Raw genomic sequence first — 21544 nt, 5'->3', positions numbered from 1 at the left:
GGAGTTTGGCGACATTCGACGCTGGGCGTGGACATCGGATATGCCGGGACCTCGTTGCCACTAGGCACCAGCGGCGATGGGCTTGACGATTCCCGGTAGGCGAGACTTCGCGACATCAGAGAGCTTGTGCCCCCAATAGCTGGGCCTGCCGTAGGTCCGAGCGACCCAACTCAAGTCGTCGACGGTCAACCCTCCGTATCCATACTCGATCTGCAATCCCGAAGGGCTCCCGATATAGACGGAAGTCATGAGGTCGTTGGTGTGCCTGCCCAGGGACTGCATCACGTCGGTGTCGCGTGTGTCGAGTAGATCGATCAGACGGCCGAGGTCATCCATGTGCTCGACTTCGAGCATCAGATGATTGAAGCCGACGTGACCAGGAAACTCCGACAGCGCGAGCGAGTGGTGGCGACCGTTGATGTGATAGAAGCGCACGCTGAAGTACTTGGTCGTGATCCGATCCGAAAGCCGGAAGCCGAGGATATCGACGTAGAACCGATTGGCCTTCTCGATGTCCGGAACCTGAAACACAACGTGCCCAAGCCCCTGGTCGCCGGTGACGAAGCCCCCGCGCATCGTCCGGCCAGTCGAGAACGACAGGGGCGTAGCCGCCTTTCCCCACGTCAGCTCGTGCCGAATGCCCCAGGGGTCTTCGAACCATGCCAGCTCGGCAACCTCTCGCTCGGCCAGGAGTTCGGGATCACCCGCGTGGACCACCACCCCGTGCGATTCGAGGTGTTCCACGAATGCGTGTAGGTCTGTCTCATTCGCCATTCCCCATCCCGCGTAACGGAACTCGTCCTCCTCGCCGGGGTGGATCGCAATCCGGAAGTTGATGTCGTCGACCGCCAGACGGACCGCACCGTCCGGCCCGTCCGAAGCAAGCATCGCCCCGAGGAGCTTCGTACCGTAAGTCCGCCATTCCTCGGACCGGGGCGAGCCGATTCCGACATAGGACAACTCTTGAATCATGCGACCGACTCCTCCGCTCGAGGGCAGCGACAGCTCTACCCATCCAACTGAGTAGTCGCGTCATGCCCGACGTTTGGTTGTTCCGAGGCGACGGTACACATGCAAACCAATGATTGGCAATGCCAAGAGTTAACTATTTAGTCGCGCGGCCGCCGGACCATCAGCCCCACCGCCAAACGGCACCGAACTCACACCACCAACGGCTCGGGGCGCAGGCTGCCCGAGCCGACGGTGCGATCCGCGACGGGAATCGACTTGAAGCCCTTGGCGATCAGGTAGACGGCGAGGCTGACCTCCCAGGCAAATACCGGTAGCGCGGAAATGGCATGGGCGGCAGGGCCATAGAGCCCGAAGAGCACGGCGATCGCGGAGACGGTGACGAGCGGTCCGCCGACGAGCCCGAGCACGGCGATGGGTCGCGGCGCGAGGTCAGACCGGTACACGAGGTAGGCCAGCAGCAGACTGTTCACACCCAGCACCACGCTCGGGCCGAGCAGGAACGTCCAGTCGTGGATGGCGACCAGCAACTGCCCGACCGCGACGAGTGCGCCCTCGTCCGCGCCTGCGGCCGCGCCGCCCTGCCGCAGCGTCACCAGCGACAGCACGCTGACGATGCCGACGGTGATGATCGCGGCCTCGAGGATGCGACCGGCGACGTGACCGAGGGCGAGGCCCTCGTTCTGCCTGCGGATGACCGGGTACAGCGTGACGGCGGTGCCGATGATGGCCGCGATCAGGACGAGTTCACAGAGGGCGCCGAGCAGCACCCGGCCGTCGGCAACGGCGCCGCCGACATAGCCGGGATCCGAGAGTGCCGGCTGATAGAGGGCCAGCCCCGCGATCGCCGAGACCTCGGTGATCAGGAACCACACACCGGCGGCCATTGCGGTCCTTCGTGCTGAGGTCATTGCGCAACTCCCTAGGAATCCAGAGGTGTACGTAGTACACCATCAGCCAGAACGCTAAGGTGTACGAAGTACACCTGTCAACCGATGGCGGGTGGCCTGCAGGAGAGGACGGAGCCGATGGCCCGCAGCAAGACGGATGCCCGCCGCACGCCCCTGAATCGAGATCGCGTGCTGGCCACCGCCATTGCCCTGGCCGACTCGGACGGGATCGAGGCGGTGAACATGCGCCGACTGTCGCAGGAGCTGGGTGTGGTCCCGATGGCGCTCTACAAGCACGTGGCCAACAAGGACGAGCTCCTCGACGCCATGGTGGACACCGTTGTGACCGAGATCGACGCCCCGGACCCAAACCTGCCGTGGCGGAAGGCGATCCGATCCCGCATCCTGTCCGCCCGCGCCATGCTGCTCCGGCATCCGTGGGCGCGACGCGTCATGGAGTCGAGGACCGCCCCGACCCCGGCGGTGCTGGCCTACATGGACTCCACCATCGCGGCGTTCATCGCCGGAGGCCTGTCCATCGACCTCACCCATCACGTCATGCACGCACTGGGCAGCCGCATCTTCGGGTTCACCCAGGAGCTCTACGACGACCCCGCCCGCGCCGATCAGGAAGTCCCCGCGGCCGCCGCCGCGCGGCTGGCCGAGGCCTACCCCCACATCGCGGCGGTCGCCGCCAGCCGCCCGCACGACGAGCACTCGGTGGTGGGCACCGGCTGCGACGACCAGTTCGAGTTCGAGTTCACCCTCGATCTCCTGCTCGACGGTGTCGAGCGGCTACACCGACAGGGCTGGGGCTCCGGCCAGGAACCCGCCTAGGCCGACCGCTCAGCGAGGGGCGGTCGCGGCGGCCACGAACACGGGCAGGGCCAGGAACAACCGATCCACATCTGCGCGAGCACGCTGTTCACCGATCCACGAATCCGCCTGCTCGGCGGTGACCGCGCCGGCGGAGCGAGCACCCTCAGCCAGCCGGACCAGCGCCGGCAACATCTGCGTCCCGGTGAAGACCCCGGTGTGTACCTCGAGGGTCACACCGCCGAAACCGGCGTCCAGCAGCAGGTTACGGTAGCGGCGGGCCGCGCGCGGGCCCGGAATGAGGTCGGCCCTGGCGTGCACGATGGCGCGGGTGAGGCCAGGGTCGTCGGAGTCGACGACGAAGGTGTCCCAGTCCTGTCCGATCAGGACGATCCGTCCGCCCGGAGTAAGCACCCGCCTCGCCTCCGCCAAGGCCCGCTCGGGCTCGGCCAGTTCATGGAAGACCTTGTCCGACCGGTAGCCGTCCATCGATGCATCCGCGAGGGGCAGCTCGTACGCGCCCGCGATCCGGAGATCCGCCTCGGGCCAGCGGCCACGCGCGGCCGCGATCATTCGCACGTCCGGATCCACGCCGAGCGCGTGCGCCCCGCGCTCGGCCAGCTCCGCGACCGCACGGCCGGCGCCACAGCCCACATCCACGACGGAGAGGTGCGGGCCTGCGCCCAGCAACCGATAGGACAGCTCGCGCAGTTCCACAGCAGCAGGCAGCCGGTCGGCAGCGTCGAGCAGCGCGATCAGTTGATCGGTCGATCGCTGCTTCTGTTGAGTTTCCGTGTTCATGACTGCCAGGCTGCGACTTAAGGTGGACATGAAGTCAAGGGGGCGAAGCACTGTGACGGACGACGAGACCATGAGCATCGGCGCGCTCGCGGAGCGCTTCGGCCTGGCCGGCCACGTGCTGCGGCACTGGGAGGCGATGGGACTGCTGAGCCCGGTACGCGACGCCGCCGGCCGCCGCCGTTACGACAAATCCGACCTCACCCGCGTGGCCGTCATCCTGCGGGCCAAGGACGCCGGTCTCTCCCTGGACACCATCGGCACACTGGTGGCCACGACCTCTCCTGCCGCGCGGCGAGACCTGCTGCGCGCGGAGGCCGACGCCCTGCGCGCCCGCATCTCCGCGGCCCAGGCCTCACTCGAGCTCATCGAATGCGCATTGGGCTGTGACCACGAGGATTTCAGTCAGTGCGCGCACTTCCAGCGTGCGGTGACGGCGTCAGGAGCCGGGTGACCCCCACACCAGCGTCTCGCCGCGCACACGAACACTTCCGAAGAACCGCCGCTCGATGCCCGCACCACCGCGGTTGTAGCCGTTCATGATCTCGGCCAGTTCGTCGGCGAGCGCCCGCAGCGCCGGGCTGACGGTCTCGATGCCGTCCTCGGACACCCACCCCCAGTCCCGAGGGACGTCGTCGATCGTGATGACGACGCCGGCATCGTGCGGCGTCTCGACCAGGTAGGTGATCCCAGGCGGGGCATCGCGAATCGGATCGTGCACGGCCAGCTGCCCCGGCGCGGTGTCCGTCGCCAAGACCACTCGCGCGAACGCGATGTCGTCGCGGATCGCGTCCGCGATGTGCGAGAGACTCGCATGCCTGCCGACTCGATCGTGCCGCGCACCGTGGGCGCGGCCACCGGCGCCGTTCCGGTTGTCCTTCGCAAGGACCCGATCGAGCATCCGCTGCGCCGCAGCCCGTTCACCGGCGCCGGTGCGTGGATGCTCGATCAACGTTCGCAGGCGAGTGATTCGAAAGCTCGAGTTTCCGGGCACCCACCCAGGCTAGCCAGCGCGGTGGTCGGCATTCTCGCGACGGGGCACCGCCCGTGCACCAGGCCCGGTGTAGGCGGCGAGCAGTGGCGGTGGCAGCGGCCCCTTGATGCGGCGACCGCCCTCGCGCTCCTCCCAGGCGTGCGCGAGGATCCCGACCGATCGGGACAGGATGAACAGGCCGCGGGCCAGCTCCGGCGCGAATCCGAGCTCCGCGTAGATGACCGCGGTGGCCCCATCGATGTTCATCGGCACCGGGCGGTCATGTCGTTGCGCGAGTTGACGTTCGATCTCCTCGGCGACGACGAGGTGCTCCCCGGTGACCGTGCCGAGCTCGACATGACGCCGCACCGCGGCGAGCAGGGGGTCACGCCTGGGGTCGCGTGGGTGGAAGCGGTGTCCGAAACCGGGTACGTAACGGCGGTCGGAAGCGAACTCGTCGAGGGAACGCTGCACGGCCTGCCCGAGGCCTGCACCCTCGAGGGTGGCTCGGCGGATCCCGTCGAGGACCTCCACGCATTGCTGCCCGGCGCCGCCATGGTCGTCGCCGAGCAGGCCCACTCCCGTGGAGATGGCGCCGTGCAGGCCGACCCCGCAGGTCGCGGCCATGCGGGCCGCCGCGATCGACGGCGCCTGCGGACCGTGGTCGACCGCGGACACCAGCGCCTTCTCCAGCAGCGATGCCTGCCCACGCGCCGGTAGGTCGCCCCGCACCATGAGCCAGATCATCTCGACGAATCCGACCCCGTCGATGAGCTGCTCGACGGGGTACCCACGCAGACGGATGATGCCCGGCTCGATGTCGCTGATCGCGGTGGACCACCAGCCGACGACGTCACGGGTGCTGGTGCGGGACAGCGCGTCGTCGCGCGCGTCGCTCATATCGCGTGATCCTCACGGAGACGGTCGATCTCGGACCGGCCGTAGCCGATCTCGGCGAGGATCTCGTCGGTGTGCTCACCCAGCCTCGGTGCGGGCGAGGCGGGTGACACCGGATGTCCGTCGACATGTGTGGGAAGCCCGAGAACCTGCAAGGTGCCGCCGCAGACAGCCGGCGACTCGACGGTGGCAACCAGACCGCGATGGGCGACCTGTTCCGAGCGCAGGGCCTGGGGTACCGACACCACCGGGGCCGCGGGGACTCCGGCGCCAAGGAAGATCTCGTCCCATTCCGCGGCCGACCTGGCCTTGAGCGATGTCTCGAGCTCCTCGCGCAGCACGTCCCTGTTGAGTTTGCGGTCCTCGCGGGTGGCGAAGCGCGGATCGTCGACAAGCTCGAGGCGGTCGAGGATTCGGCACAGGATCTCGAACTGTTCCTGCTTGTTCGCGGCGATGTTGAGGGCTCCGTCGGCGGTCCGGAAGGTGCCGGACGGCGCCGAAGTGATGTTCTCGTTCCCCATCGGTGTCGGTTCGCGGCCGGCGATGAGGTGATCGGAGACCACCCATCCCATCGAGGTGAGGGCGGCATCGAGCATCGAGGTGTCGAGGTAGGCACCCTGCCCTGTGCGCTGTCGCCGCACCAGCGCCGAGGACACGGCGAAGGCCGCAGCGAGACCACCGAAGCTGTCGCACACCGGGTAGCCGACCCGCAGCGGCGCGGTGTCGCGAGTGCCGGTGACCGACATGATCCCCGATAACCCCTGGACGACCTGGTCGTACGCGGGCCTGGTCCGCATGGGTCCGTCGGCGCCGAACCCGGAGACTGCGCAGTACACCAGGCGGGGATTGATGGAACGTAGCCGGTCCCAACCGAATCCGAGTCGTTCGAGGACACCGGGCCGGAAGTTCTCGAGCAGGACGTCGGCGCCCGTCACCAGCCTCTCGAACACTGCCTTGCCGCCCGCGGTCTTGAGGTTGACCGTGACAGAACGCTTCCCGGAGTTCTGCGCCAGGAAGGACGTCCCGAGACGCTCGCTGCTCAGCTCGGCGCTGTCGCCGAGCTGGCGCGCGAGATCACCGGTCCCGGGTGTCTCGATCTTGATGACATCGGCGCCCATGAGCGCGAGTTGATAGCCGGCGAACGGGCCCGCGAGGACGTTCGTCATGTCCAGGACCCGGACGCCCGCGAGCAGTCCGACGCTCGTGCCCGAGTCCCGGCCCTCGATGTCGTGTTCGTGCTCTTCGTTCACAGGAACGCCTCCACACTTCCCAGACCGATGCTGCTGATCTCTGCCGCGGACTCGGTGACCGCGTCGACGTAGCTGCCCACCCGATCGGCGGTGAATCGGGAGGTGGGACCGCCGATGGACAGCGCAGCCAGCACGCGTCCATCGGCAGCGAGGATGGGTGCCGCGACGGCCGATGCGCCGAGTTCGCGCTCGCCGTGGGTCACCGCGTATCCGGCTTTCCTGATGCCGAGCACTTCGCTGCCAAGCGCTTCGAGATCGAGGTCCGTGCGGCACTCGACGAGCTGGCTCAGGACCGACTCGGGCGCACCGCCGAGGAGGATCTTCGCGGCTGCGCCGAATTCGAGGGGTACGGGACGCCGGTCTTCACCACGCTGCGCACGGTGGCGGTTCCCTCGACCTGCGCGATCGAGACTCGGCTGAGGTCCCGGCGGATGTACACGTTGACCGTTTCACCGCAGGTGTCGACGAGACGGGTCATCACGCGTCGCGCGTCCGCACCGACCTCCCACAAGGACCCCGCGAGATCGACCCAGCGCAGGAAACCCGCGCCCAGGCTGTAGGTGGAATCACGTGAATCGACGATCAGACCGAGGGCGTCCAGGGTGGCCAGCACCCGCACCGCGGTGGTCTTCGGCAGCCCGGTCAGCGCCACGATCTCGCGCAGCGTGCGGCGCGGATGATCGACGTCGAACAACTGAAGCACGTCGACTGCCCGGGCGATGCTGCGCACCCCGCCGTCCACTTTGTCCGCCGCCAGTCCCGCTTCAACCATCACCTCACAGTAGACCGCTAGCCGGTTTCACAGAACCATTATGTGGTTTTGGCTTGTTGTCGCCGCAGGTCGATCCGGTCACTCCCTGACGGGTGCGCTCGCATACTCCGGAAGGCTGTAGGTCTCGGCCTTGGCCATCGCCTTGGCCATCGCGGGCTGCAGCAGACGGGACATCATCAGCTTGCTGACCATCCTCCCGGCGCGAATCCCCAAGCGGGACTTGGGCGTCATCGAGCGTAGGCCACCCGGAGGCAGTTTCTGGGCCTCGGCCACGAACGGCCGCAGGACCTCCTCGTAGCGGGCCAGCGCCCGTGCCGGGTCGTCCGGGGAGGCGACGAGTTCCCCGGCCAGCACGTAGGCGCCGACCAGCGCCATCGCGGTGCCCTGGCCCGACAGCGGTGAACCGCAGTAACCGGCGTCGCCGAGCAGCGTCACCCGCCCCTTCGACCAGGTCGGCATGTCGATCCGGGCCAGTTCGTCGAAGTAGAAGTCCGGCGTGACGGCCATGGCATCGAGAATGGCTGGCGCTTCCCAGCCGGCTTCGGCGAGGCGCTCGCGGATCAGCGTTTGCTGAGCATCCGTGTCACGGTGCAACGCCGGATCCGCCGGCATCCGGATCATGACAACGGCTTTCGACGTCGCGGGGTCGAAATCGGCACGAAGGCCGACATTGCTGGCACCGGGCACCGAGTGCATGGCGAACCAGTGCGGATCGATGCCGGCCGGGGTCGGCACGGTGAAGAACGACATATAGCCGCCGAGGTAGGTCGCGAACTCGTCCTCGGCTCCGAACACGAGCCGACGGGTCGCCGAGTGCACGCCATCGGCACCGACGACCAGGTCGAAGCGCGCGCAGGCGCCGGAGGCGAACGTGACCTCGATGCCACTCGGCTCCTGCCTCAGTTCCTCCACCCACTCGTTGTAGCGGTATTCCAACTCGCCGCCAGCGGCATCGATCGCGTCCAACAGCACCTGGTTCAGGTCCCCGCGGGTGATCTCGATGTCCGCGACCACCCCATTACCGCCGAACATCTCGGCGGGCATCCGCAGCAGCTCACGGCCGTCGTCGCCCACGAAGACCATGCCCCGCTCGTCGAGCTGGTGGTCACGGATGCCGGGCATCAGGCCCATCCGTTCCGCCACGTCCCGGCTGGGGCCGCGCAGATCGACGGCCTGACCGCCTGGCCGCGGCACGGGTGCGCGCTCGACGACGGTCACCAGGAAGCCCGCGCGCGTCAACTGCAGCGCCAGGGCATTGCCGGCGATGCCTCCGCCGCAGATGAGTACGGACGGAAGGTTCTGGCTGGCGCTCGTCACAGCACGGGAACCTACCGGACCACAGGCCCGGCCGCAGCCGATGGAGGGTCGTACCGGGCATGCGATTTATGTTGTCGGCGAGTAGATTACGAGCAAATTGCGACAATCCGGCCAACCTGGACACGTCGAGGCGGAGCGGTCAGCCGAGGTCGGCGAGCTTGCGCTCGAGCACCGCCCGCTCGCGCGCATTGCCACACAGCCGAACTGCGAGCTCCAACTCGGTGCGCGCCTCCTCGGTGCGTCCCAGTCTGGTGAGCAGCTCGCCTCGAACGGTCGGCAACAGCTGCGAGGTCGACAGTGCCCCGGCCGCCGCCAACTCGTCCACGATCGGCAGCGCCGCGGCGGGGCCCTGTGCCATCGAGACCGCCACCGCGCGGTTGAGCTCCACCACCGGTGACGGCGCGAGCCTGCCCAGCGCCTCGTAGATGAGCACGATGCGCTCCCAATCCGTCGCGTCGACCGATATTGCGACGGAATGACATTCGGCGATCGCCGCCTGCAGGCCGTAGGCGCCCAGTCCCCTGCCCACCCGCCCCGCCCGGGCCAGAGCAGCGCGGCCCCGGCGGATCGCGGCGCGGTCCCAGCGGCGGCGGTCCTGGTCTTCGAGCAGCACCGGCTCGCCGTCCGGGCCGGTGCGGGCAGGGAATCGCGCAGCGGTCAGCTCGAGCAGCGCCAGCAAGCCGTGGGCCTCCGGCTCTTTCGGCATCAGCCGGGCCAGCACCCGGGCGAGGCGCTGCGCCTCGCTCGCGAGGTCGAACCGGATCAGATCGCCACCGGAGCTGGCCGAGGACCCTTCGGTGAAGATCAGGTAGACCACGCTGAGCACCGAGCCGAGCCGCTCGGCGCGATCCTGCGCCGACGGCACCTCGAACGGCACCCGGGCCGCCCCGAGGGTCTTCTTCGCACGGGTGATCCGCGCCTGCACGGTCGCGGTCGGGACGAGGAACGCCCTGGCGATCTCGTCGCTGGTCAGACCGCCGACCACCCGCAGGGTGAGCGCCACCCTCGCCTCCCGCGACAGCACGGGGTGGCAGGAGATGAACATCAAGGCGAGCACATCGTCGTCGATCTGGTCCGGATCCCACAGCACGTCCTCGGCATCCCGGGCCGGATCGACCGGCGCGCTCCCCGAGACGGCGCCACCCTCGCCCAGGTCGTGGGCGAGGGCGGTGTACCTCTCGTCGAGGGCGGAGCGCCTGCGGAACGCGTCGATCGCGCGGCGACGGCCGACGGTGAGCAACCACCCCGCGGGGTTGCGGGGTTCGCCGTCGCGGGGCCAGGTCACGAGCGCCTCGGCCAGGGCCTCCTGGGCGAGATCCTCGGCCAGCGCGAAGTCGCCGGTGTATCGCGCGAGCGCGCCGACGATCCGCGCGGACTCGATCCGCCAGACTGCGGCGACGGCCTCACGGCCGGTGGGATCTGCCATCGCCCGTCGATCCACTCAGAGCTGACCCGTGGCCTCGCGCCACGCCCGCTCCTTCTTGATCCACTCGTTGTCCTGCGGGAACTCGTCGATCGTGGGGACCCGGCGAATCTCGGTCTTGAAGCCGGGGCCGGTGATCGGCGACCGCTTCGCCCACTCGATCGCCTCCTCCTTCGACGCCACGTTGAGGAGGTAGAACCCGCCGAACAGCTCCTTGGTCTCGCCGTACGGACCGTCGGTGACCACGGGCTGCTCGGAGGTGTGGTCGACGACCACACCCTCGGCGGCATCGTCGAGTCCCTCCGCGGCGAGCAGCACCCCCGCCCTGATCATCTCGTCGTTGTACTTGCCGACGGTCTCGAGCATCTCGTTGAAGTCGGTGTTCATCATTCCCGCGAAGGCCTCGTCGGTGGCTCGCATGATCAGCATGTACTTCATCGTTGTCTCCCTCGGTGGTCCGGGTCCCTCTCGGACCCTCTCATCCAAAGGTCGAACGGGGAAGGTCGTGGATCGACACCGCCACGAACTTTTTCGCGGCGATCCGAGTTCGGGCGTCGCAGGGTCGGTCAGCTCGACTTCCCCGCCGTCGGCGACACCCGGGCGACGAGGAGCACCAGCAGTCCGCAGCAGGCCACGAGGATCCAGCCGGGCCGGGAGGCATGGGCCAGATCCGCGGGTGTGGCGGTGGCGATGACGCCACCGGCGAGGGCGACCCCGAGCGCGGCGCCGAATTGACGTGCGGTGGAGGTGAGCCCACCCGCAACTCCCGAACGGTCGGCCGGCAAGCCGTTGACCGCGGTGTTGGTGATGGGGGCGTTCGAGAATCCGAAGCCGATGCCGAGCAGCAGGTAGGCCACCAGCAACACCAGGATGCTGGTGTCGTCGTCCAGCGCCACCAGGCAGAGGCCGCCGAGGGTGGTGAAGGTACCGGCGATCAGCAGCGGGCGCCGAGGGCCGACCCGTCCGACGAGGATCCCGGACAGCGGCGCGCAGACCGTGGCGCCGAGCGCCATCGGCAGGGTGACGGCGCCCGCGGCGAGGGCGCTCATCCCCCGCGAATCCTGCAGGTAGAGCGTACCGAGCAGCAAGGTCGCGTTAAGTGCCACGAACACGACGACGGCTCCGACGACGGCTCCGGTGAACGGCTTTCGCCGGAACAGTCCAAGATCCACGAGAGGTTCGCGCCGCCGGGACTCGGCCCACACGAAACCGGCCGTGGCGGCGGCGACCACCGCGTATCCGATCAGCGCGACGGGGGAAACCCATCCGATTCGCGGGCCCTCGATGAGCATCGCCACCGTGCCGCCCACCATGACGATCAACAGCAACTGACCGGGCACGTCGAGCCTTCTGGGCAATTGGCCCTTCGACTCCGGGACGAAGAATGCCGTCAACAGCAGGACGGCCACGACCACCGGTACGTTGATCCAGAACACCGATCGCCAGCCGAAGCTCTCGACCAGCGCGCCACCGGTCACGGGCCCCGCGGCCATGCTGACGCCGAAGACCGCCGCCCACACCCCGATCGCTCGGGCCCGCTCCTTGGGATCGGTGATCACGTTGACCACGATCGCCAACGCGACCGGGCTGAGCATGGACCCGCCGACGCCCTGCACGACCCGGGCACCGATCAGGAGACCGATGGACGGCGCCAGCGCGCACGCGGCAGACGCGACACCGAATACGAGCAGCCCGAGCTTGAAGACCCGTCGCCGCCCGACCCGATCGGCCACCGCGCCGGACGAGATCAGGAGGCTCGCGAGGACCAACGTGTAGGCATTGACCGTCCATTCGAGGCCGGAGGTGCCGGTGTTCATGTCCTGCCCGATCGCCGGCAGGGCCACGTTGACCATGGTCGTGTCCAGCCCGACCACGAAGAGGCTCATGCAGCAGATGGCGAGCACGACCCAGCCCCTCCTGCCGCTGCTACCCCCGGGATCGACCGGCCCCGCCGAGTGTCCCTGCCGCGGATGCGGTGGCGGGTTCGGCGGCGTCGTGGTGCTGATTCCGGGCTGAGGTCGCACGATCAATTCCTCCGGTCGGTTCGTCCGGACCGCGCGCGGATCCCCGCTGCGCCGATCCCCATTCGTCGGGGATCGTTGCAGCCGATGGCTCGGACCCGGTAGGAAATTTGCGAAGACTGCAAAGATGGGCGGCATGGACACCGAGCTCGAGCAGATGCTCGCCGACGTCGGACCGCGACTGCGCTCGCTCCGCCGCGATCGCGGTATGACCCTCGAGGTGCTCTCCGCCGCGACCGGCATCTCCGTCAGCGCGCTGTCACGGCTCGAATCGGGGAAGCGGCGCCCGACCCTGGACCTTCTTGTGCCCCTTGGCCGGGTGCACCGGGTGGCACTCGACCAGCTCGTCGGAGCTCCGGCCACCGGTGATCCGCGCGTCCACCTCACGCCGCGGCGACGCCGCAACGGCAGCGTCGTCATCTCGCTGACCAACTACCCGGGCCGGGTTCAGGTCTTCAAGCAGGTGATCGGGCCCTGCACGCCAAAGCTGGTGACCCACGCCGGATACGAGTGGCTGTATGTCCTCGCGGGAGACCTTCGCCTGATCCTCGGCGAGCGTGAGGTGCTGTTGCGTCCTGGGGAGGTGGCCGAATTCGATACCAGCGAGCCACACTGGTTCGGCCCGGCAGGCGATCAGCCGGTCGAGATACTCCACCTGTTCGGGCCGCAGGGCGAGCGGGCCCAGGTGCGAGCACGGCCGAAAGAACCTGCGGCCCATCATGATGATGATCGCTGACGAACTGCCGTCCGCCCCTCGCTACGCTCCCAGCCCGCGACGCAGCAATCGCCACGCACGGGCGGCGACGTCACGCCGGGAGGACTCGTCGGTCTGAAGCAGGATGGGGGCGAACATCGCCAGCGCCAGCACGACGTCGGCCGCGTCCACGTCGGCGGCGACGGCGCCCGACCGACGCGCACCCTCGACCTTGTCGACCAGTAGGCCGGTCAGCCGCCTGCTGATCTCGAGGATGCGGGGGTCATCGATTCCGGTGGGGCTGAGCATCGCGACGAATGCCGTTGAGGCGGTGATCTGCTCGACGATGAACTCGAGGATTTCATCGAGCGTCGATTCCGGCCGGGCGGCCAGTTCCTCGATCTCGGCGATGTTGTCCTCGAACACCGCCAGGATGATGCTCTCCCGGTTCGGGAAGTGGCGGTAGAGGCTGCCCTGGCCGACCCCGGCGGCGCGCGCGATCAGGCTCAGCGGCGCGTCGACGCCGTTCTCGGCGAACACCCGGCGGGCCGCGTCGACCAGCGCCGCGCGATTTCCCGCCGCGGCCTGGGGGCCTCGATTGACTCGGCGCTCTGTGTTCACGCCGACCACCCTACGGAGGCGAGGATTTCCGACATCGGCCGCCGCGTGCAGTGCACTGAACGGTGATTCGAAGCTTGACGCGGCGACCGGTGTGACGCACACTACAGAACCATCCGGACAACGGTGTCCGGTTAGAGGGGAAACAAAGCGTGAACTCCAGGTCTGTCGTGCGCGCCGGTCGAGCAGTCGCCCTTGCCGCGGCCGCGGCACTGTTGCTGCCCATGGTCAGCGGCGCCGCCGCACCCCAGGCGGGCGTGCCCGGCAAGGTGCTCGAGGAGCACACCGTCGCAACCAGCACGGCCACGCCCGCGGACTGCGGACCGGGTTCGCTGCCCGAAACCGGACTGCAGGGCGACGTCCCCGCCGCCGAGCGCGACAACGGCCGCAGCACCAAGGGATACCGATGTAACACCTCCGCGCTCGGCGGGTTCGCGGGGCGCGGGGCCGGCATCGTCTCGGCCTCCTACGACCATTGCGCATACTTGGGCACGATCTTTCCCGGCGACCTACTCGGCCCCTCCCCCGGTGTGCAGGTCCTGGACGTGTCCGACCCGGCCCACCCGGTCCCCACCGCGAACCTGACCGAACCCGCCATGCTCGCAGGCACCTGGGAGAGCTTGAAGGTCAACGAGAAGCGCAAGCTCCTGGTCGGCACCGGCGTCCCCGCGCTCACCGGCAACGGCTTGCTCTCTGTGTACGACATCTCGGATTGCGCCCACCCGCGCCTGCTGAACCCCGGTCCGGGCACGAACCTGCAGATGCCCCTGCCCATCACCTCCCACGAAGGCGGCTTCTCCCCCGACGGCAACACCTACTGGTCCTCGGGCATCGCCCCGAGCACGGTCAGCGCCGTCGACCTCACCGACCCGGCAAACCCGCGCGTCATCTGGCAGGGCCTGATCGGCCAGTCCGCCCACGGGTTCGGCATGACCCCCGACGGCAACCGGATGTACCTGTCGGACAACGGCGGTGGCATCACCGTGCTCGACACCAGTGCGGTGCAACGTCGCGACCCCAATCCCCAGGTCCCCCAGCTCGCTCAGCTGACATGGACCGACGGCATGGCGACGCAGCACAGTGTCCCGGTCACCTACGACGGCACGCCCTATCTGTTCACCCCCAACGAGGGCGGTTCCGGCGGGGTGAAACTGATCGATGTCTCCGAGGACGCCAACCCCCGCATCGTCAACACGATCAAGCTCGAGATCAACCTCCCGGAGAACCAGGACTCGGCTATCGGGTCCGCCTCCGGCGGTTCGGCATTCGGTTACGAGTCGCACTACTGCTCGGCCGACCGGCCGACCAACCCGACCGCCCTCGCCTGCGGCTGGAGCTCCTCCGGAATCCGGGTGTTCGATGTCAGCGACCCCTTCGACGTGCGGGAGATCGCCTACTACAACCCGCCCGCGATGAAGGGTCGCAACCTCGAACGCTGGAACTCGCCGCACGCTCTGGCATCGGTCCTGGGAATCCCGGCGCTCAGCATCTCGGCCGCGATGCAGGCCCAGGAACAGGGCAAGTTCAACATGGACGAGGCGCTCACCACGCGCACCGGGATGATCGCAGGCGGCGACCTGACCACCGACTGGTGCTTCTCACCGCCGCAGTGGCGCGGCACCCAGCTCTGGGTCACCTGCTCCGACAACGGATTCATGGCCCTGCAACTCGACAACGACGTCTACGATCCGCCGGCGAACCAGAAGTCCACGCTCGGATCATGACGAAGGCAACCTGGATTCGGGTCGCCGCGTTCGGGGCGGCGGCGCTGCTCTTCCTCGCCCTTGGCGCGGCGCTCCGTCCACTCGTCGTCGACGAGCCGCCGGTCGCCACCCCGGTGTTGAACGACACCGAGATCGGCTTCATCCAGGACATGGCGGGGCATCACCAGCAGGCGCTGATGATGGTCCAGCGGCTGGACCCCGGGATCGATCCGGGCGTCGCGCGCCTGGCCCAGCAGATCGGTGACGCCCAGCGCATCGAGGTCGGCACCCTGCTGGGCTGGCTCCGACTCGCGGGCGTCACCGCCGCCAACCCCGCACCGATGGCTTGGATGGGGGCCGACCACGAAACCGGCGGCGCCCATGCGCATCGCGCCACAGTCCCACCCGCTGACCAGCAGGCGGACCCATCGGCGGCGCTCATGCCCGGCATGGCCACCACCGCCGAGCTCGATGCCCTCGCCGCCGCCCGCGGCCGCGACGCCGAAACGCTGTTCCTGCAACTGATGCAACGCCACCACCTCGGCGGCGTCGCCATGGCACAGGCCGCGGACCACCTGCTCGACGACGGCCCGGTCAAGCAAACTGCGCGCAGCATGATTCTGGAACAGGGCTCGGAGACCGGGCTGATGACAGCCCTGCTCGAGCAACGGGGAGCCGGACCGCTCGGATAGGCGAACCTCCCGCAGCGGCGTCGCAGCTACTGGTCGATGCCGTCGTCGAACCCGGCCGCCCAGTACCGACCCGCAGGGACAGGTTCAAGAGCATCTCGGTGACCTCCTCGGGTGTGAGGGGTGGTGGGTCGAGGTCGAGCCACCACTGCAGCACGCCGACCACTTCCCCGACCCAGGCCCGTGACAGCACCGTGAGGTCCAAGCGCGGGGTGACGCCGAGTGCCGCGGCCCTGGCCCCGAACATCTCTGCCGCGGCCGCGCTGCAGTCGTCGACGAACCGCCGCAGTGCACGGCCATCCCCCTCACCCCGCAGGATCATTCGATAGATGTCGCGTTCCTCGTCCGCGTGTCGAAAGATCTCGAGCACCGGCTTTCCGGTGAACCCCACCGACGATTCCGGGGTCAGTGAGCGAAGGCGCTCCTGCAGATCATCGATCAGGCCGGTGACCACCTGCGCGAGCAGGGCGTCCTTGTCCGGGAAGTGGGTGTAGAAGGTGGCTCGGCCGAGGTCTGCTCGCTCGGTGATGTCCTCGACCGTCACAGCCGAGTAGCCGCGTTCCAGGGTCAACGACACCAGCGCGTCCCGTAGAAGTCCGCGACTCCTGCGGACCCGACGATCTTCGCTTGCCACGCGGTACTCCCTGGGTTGCCTGAGGTCGGAGCTGGACAGAGTACCCACTACCGTACAGAGCGTCGGCACTGTCCCCGCCCTGCTGACCACCGAGGTTCACGCCGAGTTCTACTGGGATCGCCGCGGGATGCGGTGGACGAGGAAGGGCTCGAGAGTATCGATCGCCTCCTCTGCCTGGGTGCGGTGATTCCAGCGGAACATCGAGATGGTGATCGCTTCCTGGGTGAAATCGATGAGGGTGAAACCGTTCTCCTCGAGCGGTCGGACGATCTCCTTCGCGCTGAGGGTGGTCGACGGTATCGGCGGCGTTCCCCGGAACGACGAGGGAAAGCCGGGGGTGCTGCTGCCTGGCGTGCCCACGCACAGGCTCACGACGGGGTTCGCGGACAGATCGTGGCCACGGGTCCGGGAAATCGTGCCCAGCGCCGAACAGTGCAGATCTCCGCTGACCCACAACGGAATTCGGTCCCGACGCTCGGAGGCAGCGACCACGAGTCGATCGTGCTGGTCGTGCCAGCCGCTGGGCCAGAACGGCTTGTCCAGATCGGCAGAGAGTTCGCCGTCCTTGCCGAGCAGGTCCGGGTACCACTCGGCGAATTTCCCGGCACCCCAGAGAATCGGCGAGCTGGGGATATGCGCGATGTGGGTCGCCGTGGTGCTGCGCGTGCGTTCGATCAGCCACTGCTCGACCGGCTTCGGCACCAGGCGGGACTCGGGATGGCCGTCGCGACCCGGGTTGTTGTTGTAGTCGGGCTGCGCCGGGTCGCGGGTGTTGTTCAGCAGGCCTTTGGCGTTGTAGATCCAGCCCTCGAACAGATCGCCGTAACGCAGCACCCCGAAGTCCGGTGACCGGCCGTCGGCGTTCGCGAATTCGGACGGCATGTCGTATCCCGCAAAGAGTTCCGGGTAGTAGAAATCCTGTGTCGCGCGGGCGGTATCGAAGGCGAACCGATCGGGCGGGAAGGTCCGCGCCGCATCGGTCGCCTCGTCGTTGTCGAGGTAGTCGTGGTCGTCGCGGACGAAGTAGACCGGGGTGGAGCGCCACTGGACCCCGTACAGGTCGGCGATCTGGGGACCGAAATCCCGCTTGAGGATCTGCTCGTTCGCGGTGCCCTTGACCGGCTGATTGCGGTCGAAGTATCCGCCGCCGATGACCGCGGCCTGTGGCGAACGCCCCTGGGCGATGCTGCTCGGGATGGAGCGGGTGTCCCAGTAGATGTGGTCACCGTTGGCGTGCATGGCGTCCGGCGCGAACGACAGCATGCGATCGAGCAGGCGACGCTTGACCCGAAGAGGCTGGAACTGTGGGACGAGCGGCGGGAACGCACCCGCGTTCGGACCGAGGAACTCCTCCGGCCCACCCGCGCAGGTGATGCACGCCAGGCGGAAGCTCGACGCCCGACTGTCCGGGGCGGGAAAGGTCCGCAGCGGCCATGTCGAGGTCACAGCAGCGCCGGCGGAGTCCACGATCCGCAGCGTGTACTCGTGGTCGGCGGACAACCCGCGAGCATCGAACTCGAAGCACTCGCCCATGGTGTCGGTCATGCGCCCGGGCACTCGGAGGTTGTCGACCAGCAACACCGGCTCCGCCTGCTGCGGACCGCGGAACGACACCTTCACCACGAACCGCTCATGGGTCGCCGACGGCAGGATGTGCCGGACGCCGCCCGCCTCGAACCCCTCCGCATCGGCCGCACCACCGCCGGCCACGCCCGCTTGCGCGCTCGCCGGGACCGTGACCAGCGCCGCTGCCGCGGCTGCTGCCGCTCCACCCGTCCTGGCGAGGAACGCCCGCCTGTTCCATGACCCACCCTGCTGCTTCACGATCAATCTCTCTCTCCGCCGGCGAACATCCACTGATTCCGTCGCTCAGGCCTCTCCTGACGACTCGTAGACCATTAATAGACATGGTGTACAGCTTTGGACATAGTGCCCTAGACCCGCTGAGGCATCAAGGGTGGAGAAAATTCGGTTGCGGCAGCCCCGGCGCTTGCCGCACCATCGATGGGTCCGATCCGACAGTCGACTTCAGGGAGGGGAACCGCATGGCCGCATGGCCGTTCGGCGCCGCGTGCGCCGTCTCGCTCCCCTGCCCTCCCGCCTGACCGAGGCCCCACGTGAGGTGACCCGGTCGGCGCCCTCGTCGAAGGATCACCCATGTTCAATCCCCATCACCTCGTCCGCTTCGGCTGGAACGAGTCGGTCTCCCACGCCTTCAGCACCCTCGACCTCGACCTCTACGAACCGGGTCGCATCGTCCGCGTCGACCGCGGCGAATGCGACGTCGTCACCGAATCCGGGCAGATCCGTGCGCGCACCGGCGCCCAGTCGATCTGCACCGGCGACTGGGTCACCGTCGGCGGCTCGGTCGTCGTGGACGTCCTGCCCCGATGCAGCGCGATCGTGCGCGCCTCGGCGTCGATCCGCTCCGAGAGTCAGGTGCTCGCCGCCAACGTGGACACCGTCGTCATCGCGGCCGCGCTCGACACCGACGTCGACCTCGGCCGCATCGAACGCTTCCTCGCCCTCGCCTGGGAGAGCGGGGCGACTCCGGTGGTCGCATTGACGAAAGCCGATGCGGCCCTGGATGTCTCCCGCGCAGTCGCCGACGTCGCGGCGATCGCACCCGGCGCCACGGTGCTCGCGGTCAGCGCCAGGACCGGGGACGGCCTCGACGTTCTGATCGCGGCGGCCGACGGAACCGTCGCGCTCGTCGGGCAGTCAGGCGCAGGCAAGTCGACACTGGCGAACGCACTCCTCGGCGAGGACCTGTTCGCGACCGGCGAGGTCCGGCACGGCGACCACAAGGGCCGTCACGTCACCGCGCACCGCGAGCTGGTGCCGCTGCCGGGCGGCGGCACCCTCATCGACACCCCTGGGCTTCGTGGCGTCGGATTGTGGGACGCGGCCGACGGAATCGGCCGGGCGTTCAGCGAGATCGACGCCCTCGCTGAGCAGTGCCGGTTCGGCGACTGCAACCACGACGCCGAACCGGGTTGCGCGGTCCGCGAGGCCGTCGAGTGTGACGATCTGCCGCAGCGCCGGCTCGACAGCTACCGCAAGCTGCAACGCGAGAACGAGTGGATGGCCGCGCGGACCGATGCACGCCTGCAGGCCGAACGGACACGCCAGGTCAAGGTGTTGTCGCGCTCACTCAAGGAGCGCTACCGCACCAGGTAGGTCAACGGCGGTCACAGGCCGTCGAGCAGGTGTCGGGCACCTGTTCGACGGCCCACGCCCGCCTACGTGGCGTCGGCGGCGGCGACGATCGTGTCGGCCACGACCCGCGGCTGGGAGACCAGCGCGACGTGGGAGGCCTGGACCTCGCTAGTGCGTGCGCCGATCCGGTTGGCCATGAATCGCTGCGCGGCGGGCGGGATGACCGTGTCGCCCGCGGAGACCAGGTACCAGCTCGGTGTGGCCGAATAGGAGGTCGGCCCGGAGGGTTCGAGGTTGGCCCACAGCGCGATCGAGCGCTGGTGCGCCAGCATGGTCGCGGCCGTCGCGTCGCTGACGTCGGGCGCGAAGACGCGATGGAACGCGTCGTCGGCGATGTAGCCGTCGAGGTTCTTCCCACCGATCGCCTGGGCGTCGTCGACCACCTTCACCTGCAGCGCAGGCGGGAGCAGCTGGCTGCCGGGGAACCGGATCGGATCGAGGGCCAGCATCACCGGCTCGCCCTGCGCGGGCGCAAAGGCCGCGACATAGACCAGGGCCTTCACGTTCGGGTTCTGGGCGTTGGTGATGACGGCGCCACCGTAAGAATGACCGACGAGGACGACCGGGCCGGAGATCCCGGCCAGGGTCTTCTCGATCGCGGCGGAGTCGTAGCCGGGTCCGCGCAGCGGATTGTCTGGCACGACGACGGTGTAGCCGCGCCCCCGCAGGTCGGCCGCGACGCCGTCCCAACTGGTGGTGTCGGCGAAGGCGCCGTGCACCAGCACGATCGTCGGGCGCGGCGCGGCGGAGGCCGGCACCACGCCCGCCACGAACGCGGTCGCGAGCATGGTCAGCACCAGCAGAACGGCTCGGGCGGATCGGGTGAATCTCATCGTGCCCCCTTCGACGAAGGTTCCTGCGCTCGCACGAGTCGGGAGATCACGAGAATCGTGGTGTCGCACCGCCGTTGGAGGTTGCGAAACTTCCTCGGCGCCGAGCGTTTTCGACGGCGATGCGGTGAGGCCGGAGGCCGCGCAGGCGTTGCTGATCGGGATGTCGACGCCGCCGGGCCGGACCAGCGGCCAGGGCGCACTCTCCCGCGAGGTACCGATCCATTCTTCACCATCGCGCCGGGTGAATCCGAGTTTCCGTCCAGCGGACGCCCCGTCGCGCACACCTTCTGACGCGAACGCACACGCGTTGCGGCGCCAGAAGGGGTGCGAGCTCGGCAACGGGTGTGCGCCCGGCCGTGCCTACCGCCCGACGGGAAGGATGCCGTGCAGGACGATGTCGGCAAGCGAGTCGGCGAGCGGCCCGGGGTCGTCGACATCGCGGACGGACAGCGCGAAGATGGCCGCGCCGGCCATGATGTCGAGGAGGGTGTCCGCGTCGACCCCGTCGCGGATCTCGCCCCGCTCCCTCGCCGCCTCGAGCCGGCGCTTCAGCTCCACCCGCACCCCGGCGAGCTGACGCACCACCAGGACCTCACGCAACTCCCCATTGCTCCGCACCTCGCTCATCAGTCCGGGGGCCGCAGCCCGGGTGGCCGGGGATGCGAAGAGGGCGACCGCCCCCTGGACCAGCGCGCGAACCTGGTCCGCGATCGAGCCCTCGGCGCCGAGCTCGGTGAGGTCGGCGCCCTGCTCCGCATCCAGCACCGGATAGATCGCCTCGTTGACGATGTGGGCCTTCGACGGCCAACGCCGGTAGATCGCCGGCCGCCCGACGCCCGCGAGGGTGGCGATGGCGTCGATCGAGGTCCCCGCGTACCCCTTGTCCACCAGCAACTGCCTGGTGGCCTCCAGCACCGCCGCGTCGATCGCCGGGTTTCGTTGCGGTCCGAGCCGGTGCTTGGCCTCGGGTTCCTTCGGCATTTTCTACAAACCCCTTGCGTCCTCGTGTGATGGCCGTTACATTCTGT

At 68.6% G+C, this 21544-nt stretch carries 23 protein-coding genes; 6 read left to right on the top strand and 17 right to left on the bottom strand.

Translation table 11 applies throughout. The features are described from left to right. Window positions 1–60 precede the first annotated feature (60 nt). Both BTZ20_RS02580 and BTZ20_RS02575 read right to left on the bottom strand, forming a co-directional pair. On the bottom strand, window positions 61–972 hold the full coding sequence (locus tag BTZ20_RS02580; protein ID WP_077040271.1) for a VOC family protein: 912 nt from the start codon (window positions 970–972) through the stop codon (window positions 61–63). Between the two features lie 188 nt (window positions 973–1160). Further along, window positions 1161–1880, bottom strand: coding sequence for a DUF4386 domain-containing protein (locus BTZ20_RS02575; protein WP_077040270.1), 720 nt, complete (start codon window positions 1878–1880; stop codon window positions 1161–1163). A 117-nt stretch (window positions 1881–1997) separates the two neighbouring features. Here BTZ20_RS02575 and BTZ20_RS02570 point away from each other — a divergent pair, with 117 nt between their 5' ends. After that, a complete protein-coding gene (locus BTZ20_RS02570; protein ID WP_077040269.1) occupies window positions 1998–2696 on the top strand; it encodes a TetR/AcrR family transcriptional regulator in 699 nt (232 codons plus the stop codon). 9 nt (window positions 2697–2705) lie between these two features. On the opposite strand, the gene BTZ20_RS02565 is transcribed toward BTZ20_RS02570, so the two are convergent. Further along, window positions 2706–3476, bottom strand: a complete 771-nt coding sequence (locus BTZ20_RS02565; RefSeq protein ID WP_077040268.1) for a methyltransferase domain-containing protein — start codon at window positions 3474–3476, stop codon at window positions 2706–2708. Window positions 3477–3528: 52 nt separating this feature from the next. Between BTZ20_RS02565 and BTZ20_RS02560 the strand changes: the two genes are divergently transcribed. After that, complete coding sequence (locus BTZ20_RS02560; protein WP_223263587.1) at window positions 3529–3927, top strand: MerR family transcriptional regulator; 399 nt, start codon at window positions 3529–3531, stop codon at window positions 3925–3927. On the opposite strand, the gene BTZ20_RS02555 is transcribed toward BTZ20_RS02560, so the two are convergent. From BTZ20_RS02555 to BTZ20_RS02520, 9 genes are all read right to left on the bottom strand, one after another. After that, the gene (locus tag BTZ20_RS02555; RefSeq protein ID WP_223263586.1) at window positions 3913–4425 is read right to left on the bottom strand and encodes a hypothetical protein; all 513 of its coding nucleotides are present in this window, start codon (window positions 4423–4425) and stop codon (window positions 3913–3915) included. The genes BTZ20_RS02560 and BTZ20_RS02555 overlap by 15 nt on opposite strands. A gap of 51 nt (window positions 4426–4476) precedes the next feature. Next, entirely contained in the window at window positions 4477–5346 is an 870-nt protein-coding gene (locus tag BTZ20_RS02550) for a citryl-CoA lyase (protein ID WP_077040266.1), read from the bottom strand. After that, window positions 5343–6593: a CaiB/BaiF CoA transferase family protein gene (locus BTZ20_RS02545; RefSeq protein ID WP_223263585.1), complete on the bottom strand. Its 1251-nt coding sequence runs from the start codon at window positions 6591–6593 to the stop codon at window positions 5343–5345. Before BTZ20_RS02545 ends, BTZ20_RS02550 begins: the two co-directional genes overlap by 4 nt. Continuing rightward, window positions 6590–6913 carry an IclR family transcriptional regulator C-terminal domain-containing protein gene (locus BTZ20_RS27580; RefSeq protein ID WP_223263877.1) on the bottom strand — a complete coding sequence of 108 codons (324 nt, stop codon included), beginning with the start codon at window positions 6911–6913 and terminating at the stop codon, window positions 6590–6592. The genes BTZ20_RS02545 and BTZ20_RS27580 overlap by 4 nt, the downstream gene beginning before the upstream one ends. Continuing rightward, window positions 6880–7365 carry a helix-turn-helix domain-containing protein gene (locus BTZ20_RS27575; RefSeq protein ID WP_223263584.1) on the bottom strand — a complete coding sequence of 162 codons (486 nt, stop codon included), beginning with the start codon at window positions 7363–7365 and terminating at the stop codon, window positions 6880–6882. Before BTZ20_RS27575 ends, BTZ20_RS27580 begins: the two co-directional genes overlap by 34 nt. A 78-nt stretch (window positions 7366–7443) precedes the next feature. Continuing rightward, window positions 7444–8682 carry an FAD-dependent monooxygenase gene (locus BTZ20_RS02535; protein ID WP_077040265.1) on the bottom strand — a complete coding sequence of 413 codons (1239 nt, stop codon included), beginning with the start codon at window positions 8680–8682 and terminating at the stop codon, window positions 7444–7446. Between the two features lie 139 nt (window positions 8683–8821). Continuing rightward, complete coding sequence (locus BTZ20_RS02530; RefSeq protein WP_077040264.1) at window positions 8822–10108, bottom strand: RNA polymerase sigma factor; 1287 nt, start codon at window positions 10106–10108, stop codon at window positions 8822–8824. A gap of 15 nt (window positions 10109–10123) precedes the next feature. After that, entirely contained in the window at window positions 10124–10543 is a 420-nt protein-coding gene (locus BTZ20_RS02525) for a YciI family protein (protein WP_077040263.1), read from the bottom strand. A gap of 128 nt (window positions 10544–10671) precedes the next feature. After that, window positions 10672–11991 carry an MFS transporter gene (locus BTZ20_RS02520; RefSeq protein ID WP_145982173.1) on the bottom strand — a complete coding sequence of 440 codons (1320 nt, stop codon included), beginning with the start codon at window positions 11989–11991 and terminating at the stop codon, window positions 10672–10674. A 271-nt stretch (window positions 11992–12262) separates the two neighbouring features. Between BTZ20_RS02520 and BTZ20_RS02515 the strand changes: the two genes are divergently transcribed. Then, entirely contained in the window at window positions 12263–12862 is a 600-nt protein-coding gene (locus BTZ20_RS02515) for a helix-turn-helix domain-containing protein (RefSeq protein WP_077043421.1), read from the top strand. Between the two features lie 21 nt (window positions 12863–12883). Here the strand turns inward: BTZ20_RS02515 and BTZ20_RS02510 are convergent, their stop codons facing one another. Next, window positions 12884–13441: a TetR/AcrR family transcriptional regulator gene (locus tag BTZ20_RS02510; RefSeq protein WP_077043420.1), complete on the bottom strand. Its 558-nt coding sequence runs from the start codon at window positions 13439–13441 to the stop codon at window positions 12884–12886. 149 nt (window positions 13442–13590) lie between these two features. Between BTZ20_RS02510 and BTZ20_RS02505 the strand changes: the two genes are divergently transcribed. Together BTZ20_RS02505 and BTZ20_RS02500 are read left to right on the top strand one after the other, a co-directional pair. After that, the gene (locus BTZ20_RS02505; protein ID WP_077040262.1) at window positions 13591–15162 is read left to right on the top strand and encodes an LVIVD repeat-containing protein; all 1572 of its coding nucleotides are present in this window, start codon (window positions 13591–13593) and stop codon (window positions 15160–15162) included. Further along, window positions 15159–15833, top strand: a complete 675-nt coding sequence (locus BTZ20_RS02500; protein WP_077040261.1) for a DUF305 domain-containing protein — start codon at window positions 15159–15161, stop codon at window positions 15831–15833. The genes BTZ20_RS02505 and BTZ20_RS02500 overlap by 4 nt, the downstream gene beginning before the upstream one ends. On the opposite strand, the gene BTZ20_RS02495 is transcribed toward BTZ20_RS02500, so the two are convergent. After that, entirely contained in the window at window positions 15736–16464 is a 729-nt protein-coding gene (locus BTZ20_RS02495) for a TetR/AcrR family transcriptional regulator (RefSeq protein ID WP_317616070.1), read from the bottom strand. The genes BTZ20_RS02500 and BTZ20_RS02495 overlap by 98 nt on opposite strands. A 108-nt stretch (window positions 16465–16572) precedes the next feature. Continuing rightward, window positions 16573–18288 carry a hypothetical protein gene (locus tag BTZ20_RS02490; RefSeq protein WP_145982172.1) on the bottom strand — a complete coding sequence of 572 codons (1716 nt, stop codon included), beginning with the start codon at window positions 18286–18288 and terminating at the stop codon, window positions 16573–16575. A gap of 333 nt (window positions 18289–18621) precedes the next feature. Here BTZ20_RS02490 and rsgA point away from each other — a divergent pair, with 333 nt between their 5' ends. Continuing rightward, window positions 18622–19644, top strand: coding sequence for a ribosome small subunit-dependent GTPase A (gene rsgA / locus BTZ20_RS02485; protein ID WP_077040259.1), 1023 nt, complete (start codon window positions 18622–18624; stop codon window positions 19642–19644). 62 nt (window positions 19645–19706) lie between these two features. On the opposite strand, the gene BTZ20_RS02480 is transcribed toward rsgA, so the two are convergent. Further along, the gene (locus BTZ20_RS02480; RefSeq protein ID WP_077040258.1) at window positions 19707–20516 is read right to left on the bottom strand and encodes an alpha/beta fold hydrolase; all 810 of its coding nucleotides are present in this window, start codon (window positions 20514–20516) and stop codon (window positions 19707–19709) included. A gap of 360 nt (window positions 20517–20876) precedes the next feature. Beyond that, window positions 20877–21497, bottom strand: coding sequence for a TetR/AcrR family transcriptional regulator (locus tag BTZ20_RS02475; RefSeq protein WP_077040257.1), 621 nt, complete (start codon window positions 21495–21497; stop codon window positions 20877–20879). Window positions 21498–21544: the final 47 nt, after the last annotated feature.

Origin of the sequence: Rhodococcus sp. MTM3W5.2, from assembly GCF_001984015.1 — a bacterium.
GTDB lineage: Bacteria > Actinomycetota > Actinomycetes > Mycobacteriales > Mycobacteriaceae > Rhodococcus_G > Rhodococcus_G oryzae.
This window is presented reverse-complemented; position numbering and strand designations above follow the sequence as displayed.

Coding starts and splice junctions, on each gene's coding strand:
- BTZ20_RS02575 (WP_077040270.1), bottom strand. CDS start 1,880: ATGACCTCAGCACGAAGGACCGCAATGGCCGCCGGTGTGTGGTTCCTG.
- BTZ20_RS02550 (WP_077040266.1), bottom strand. CDS start 5,346: ATGAGCGACGCGCGCGACGACGCGCTGTCCCGCACCAGCACCCGTGAC.
- BTZ20_RS02580 (WP_077040271.1), bottom strand. CDS start 972: ATGATTCAAGAGTTGTCCTATGTCGGAATCGGCTCGCCCCGGTCCGAG.
- rsgA (WP_077040259.1), top strand. CDS start 18,622: ATGTTCAATCCCCATCACCTCGTCCGCTTCGGCTGGAACGAGTCGGTC.
- BTZ20_RS02565 (WP_077040268.1), bottom strand. CDS start 3,476: ATGAACACGGAAACTCAACAGAAGCAGCGATCGACCGATCAACTGATC.
- BTZ20_RS02500 (WP_077040261.1), top strand. CDS start 15,159: ATGACGAAGGCAACCTGGATTCGGGTCGCCGCGTTCGGGGCGGCGGCG.
- BTZ20_RS02520 (WP_145982173.1), bottom strand. CDS start 11,991: ATGAGCCTCTTCGTGGTCGGGCTGGACACGACCATGGTCAACGTGGCC.
- BTZ20_RS02515 (WP_077043421.1), top strand. CDS start 12,263: ATGGACACCGAGCTCGAGCAGATGCTCGCCGACGTCGGACCGCGACTG.
- BTZ20_RS02475 (WP_077040257.1), bottom strand. CDS start 21,497: ATGCCGAAGGAACCCGAGGCCAAGCACCGGCTCGGACCGCAACGAAAC.
- BTZ20_RS02570 (WP_077040269.1), top strand. CDS start 1,998: ATGGCCCGCAGCAAGACGGATGCCCGCCGCACGCCCCTGAATCGAGAT.
- BTZ20_RS02525 (WP_077040263.1), bottom strand. CDS start 10,543: ATGAAGTACATGCTGATCATGCGAGCCACCGACGAGGCCTTCGCGGGA.
- BTZ20_RS02480 (WP_077040258.1), bottom strand. CDS start 20,516: ATGAGATTCACCCGATCCGCCCGAGCCGTTCTGCTGGTGCTGACCATG.
- BTZ20_RS27575 (WP_223263584.1), bottom strand. CDS start 7,365: ATGGTTGAAGCGGGACTGGCGGCGGACAAAGTGGACGGCGGGGTGCGC.
- BTZ20_RS02530 (WP_077040264.1), bottom strand. CDS start 10,108: ATGGCAGATCCCACCGGCCGTGAGGCCGTCGCCGCAGTCTGGCGGATC.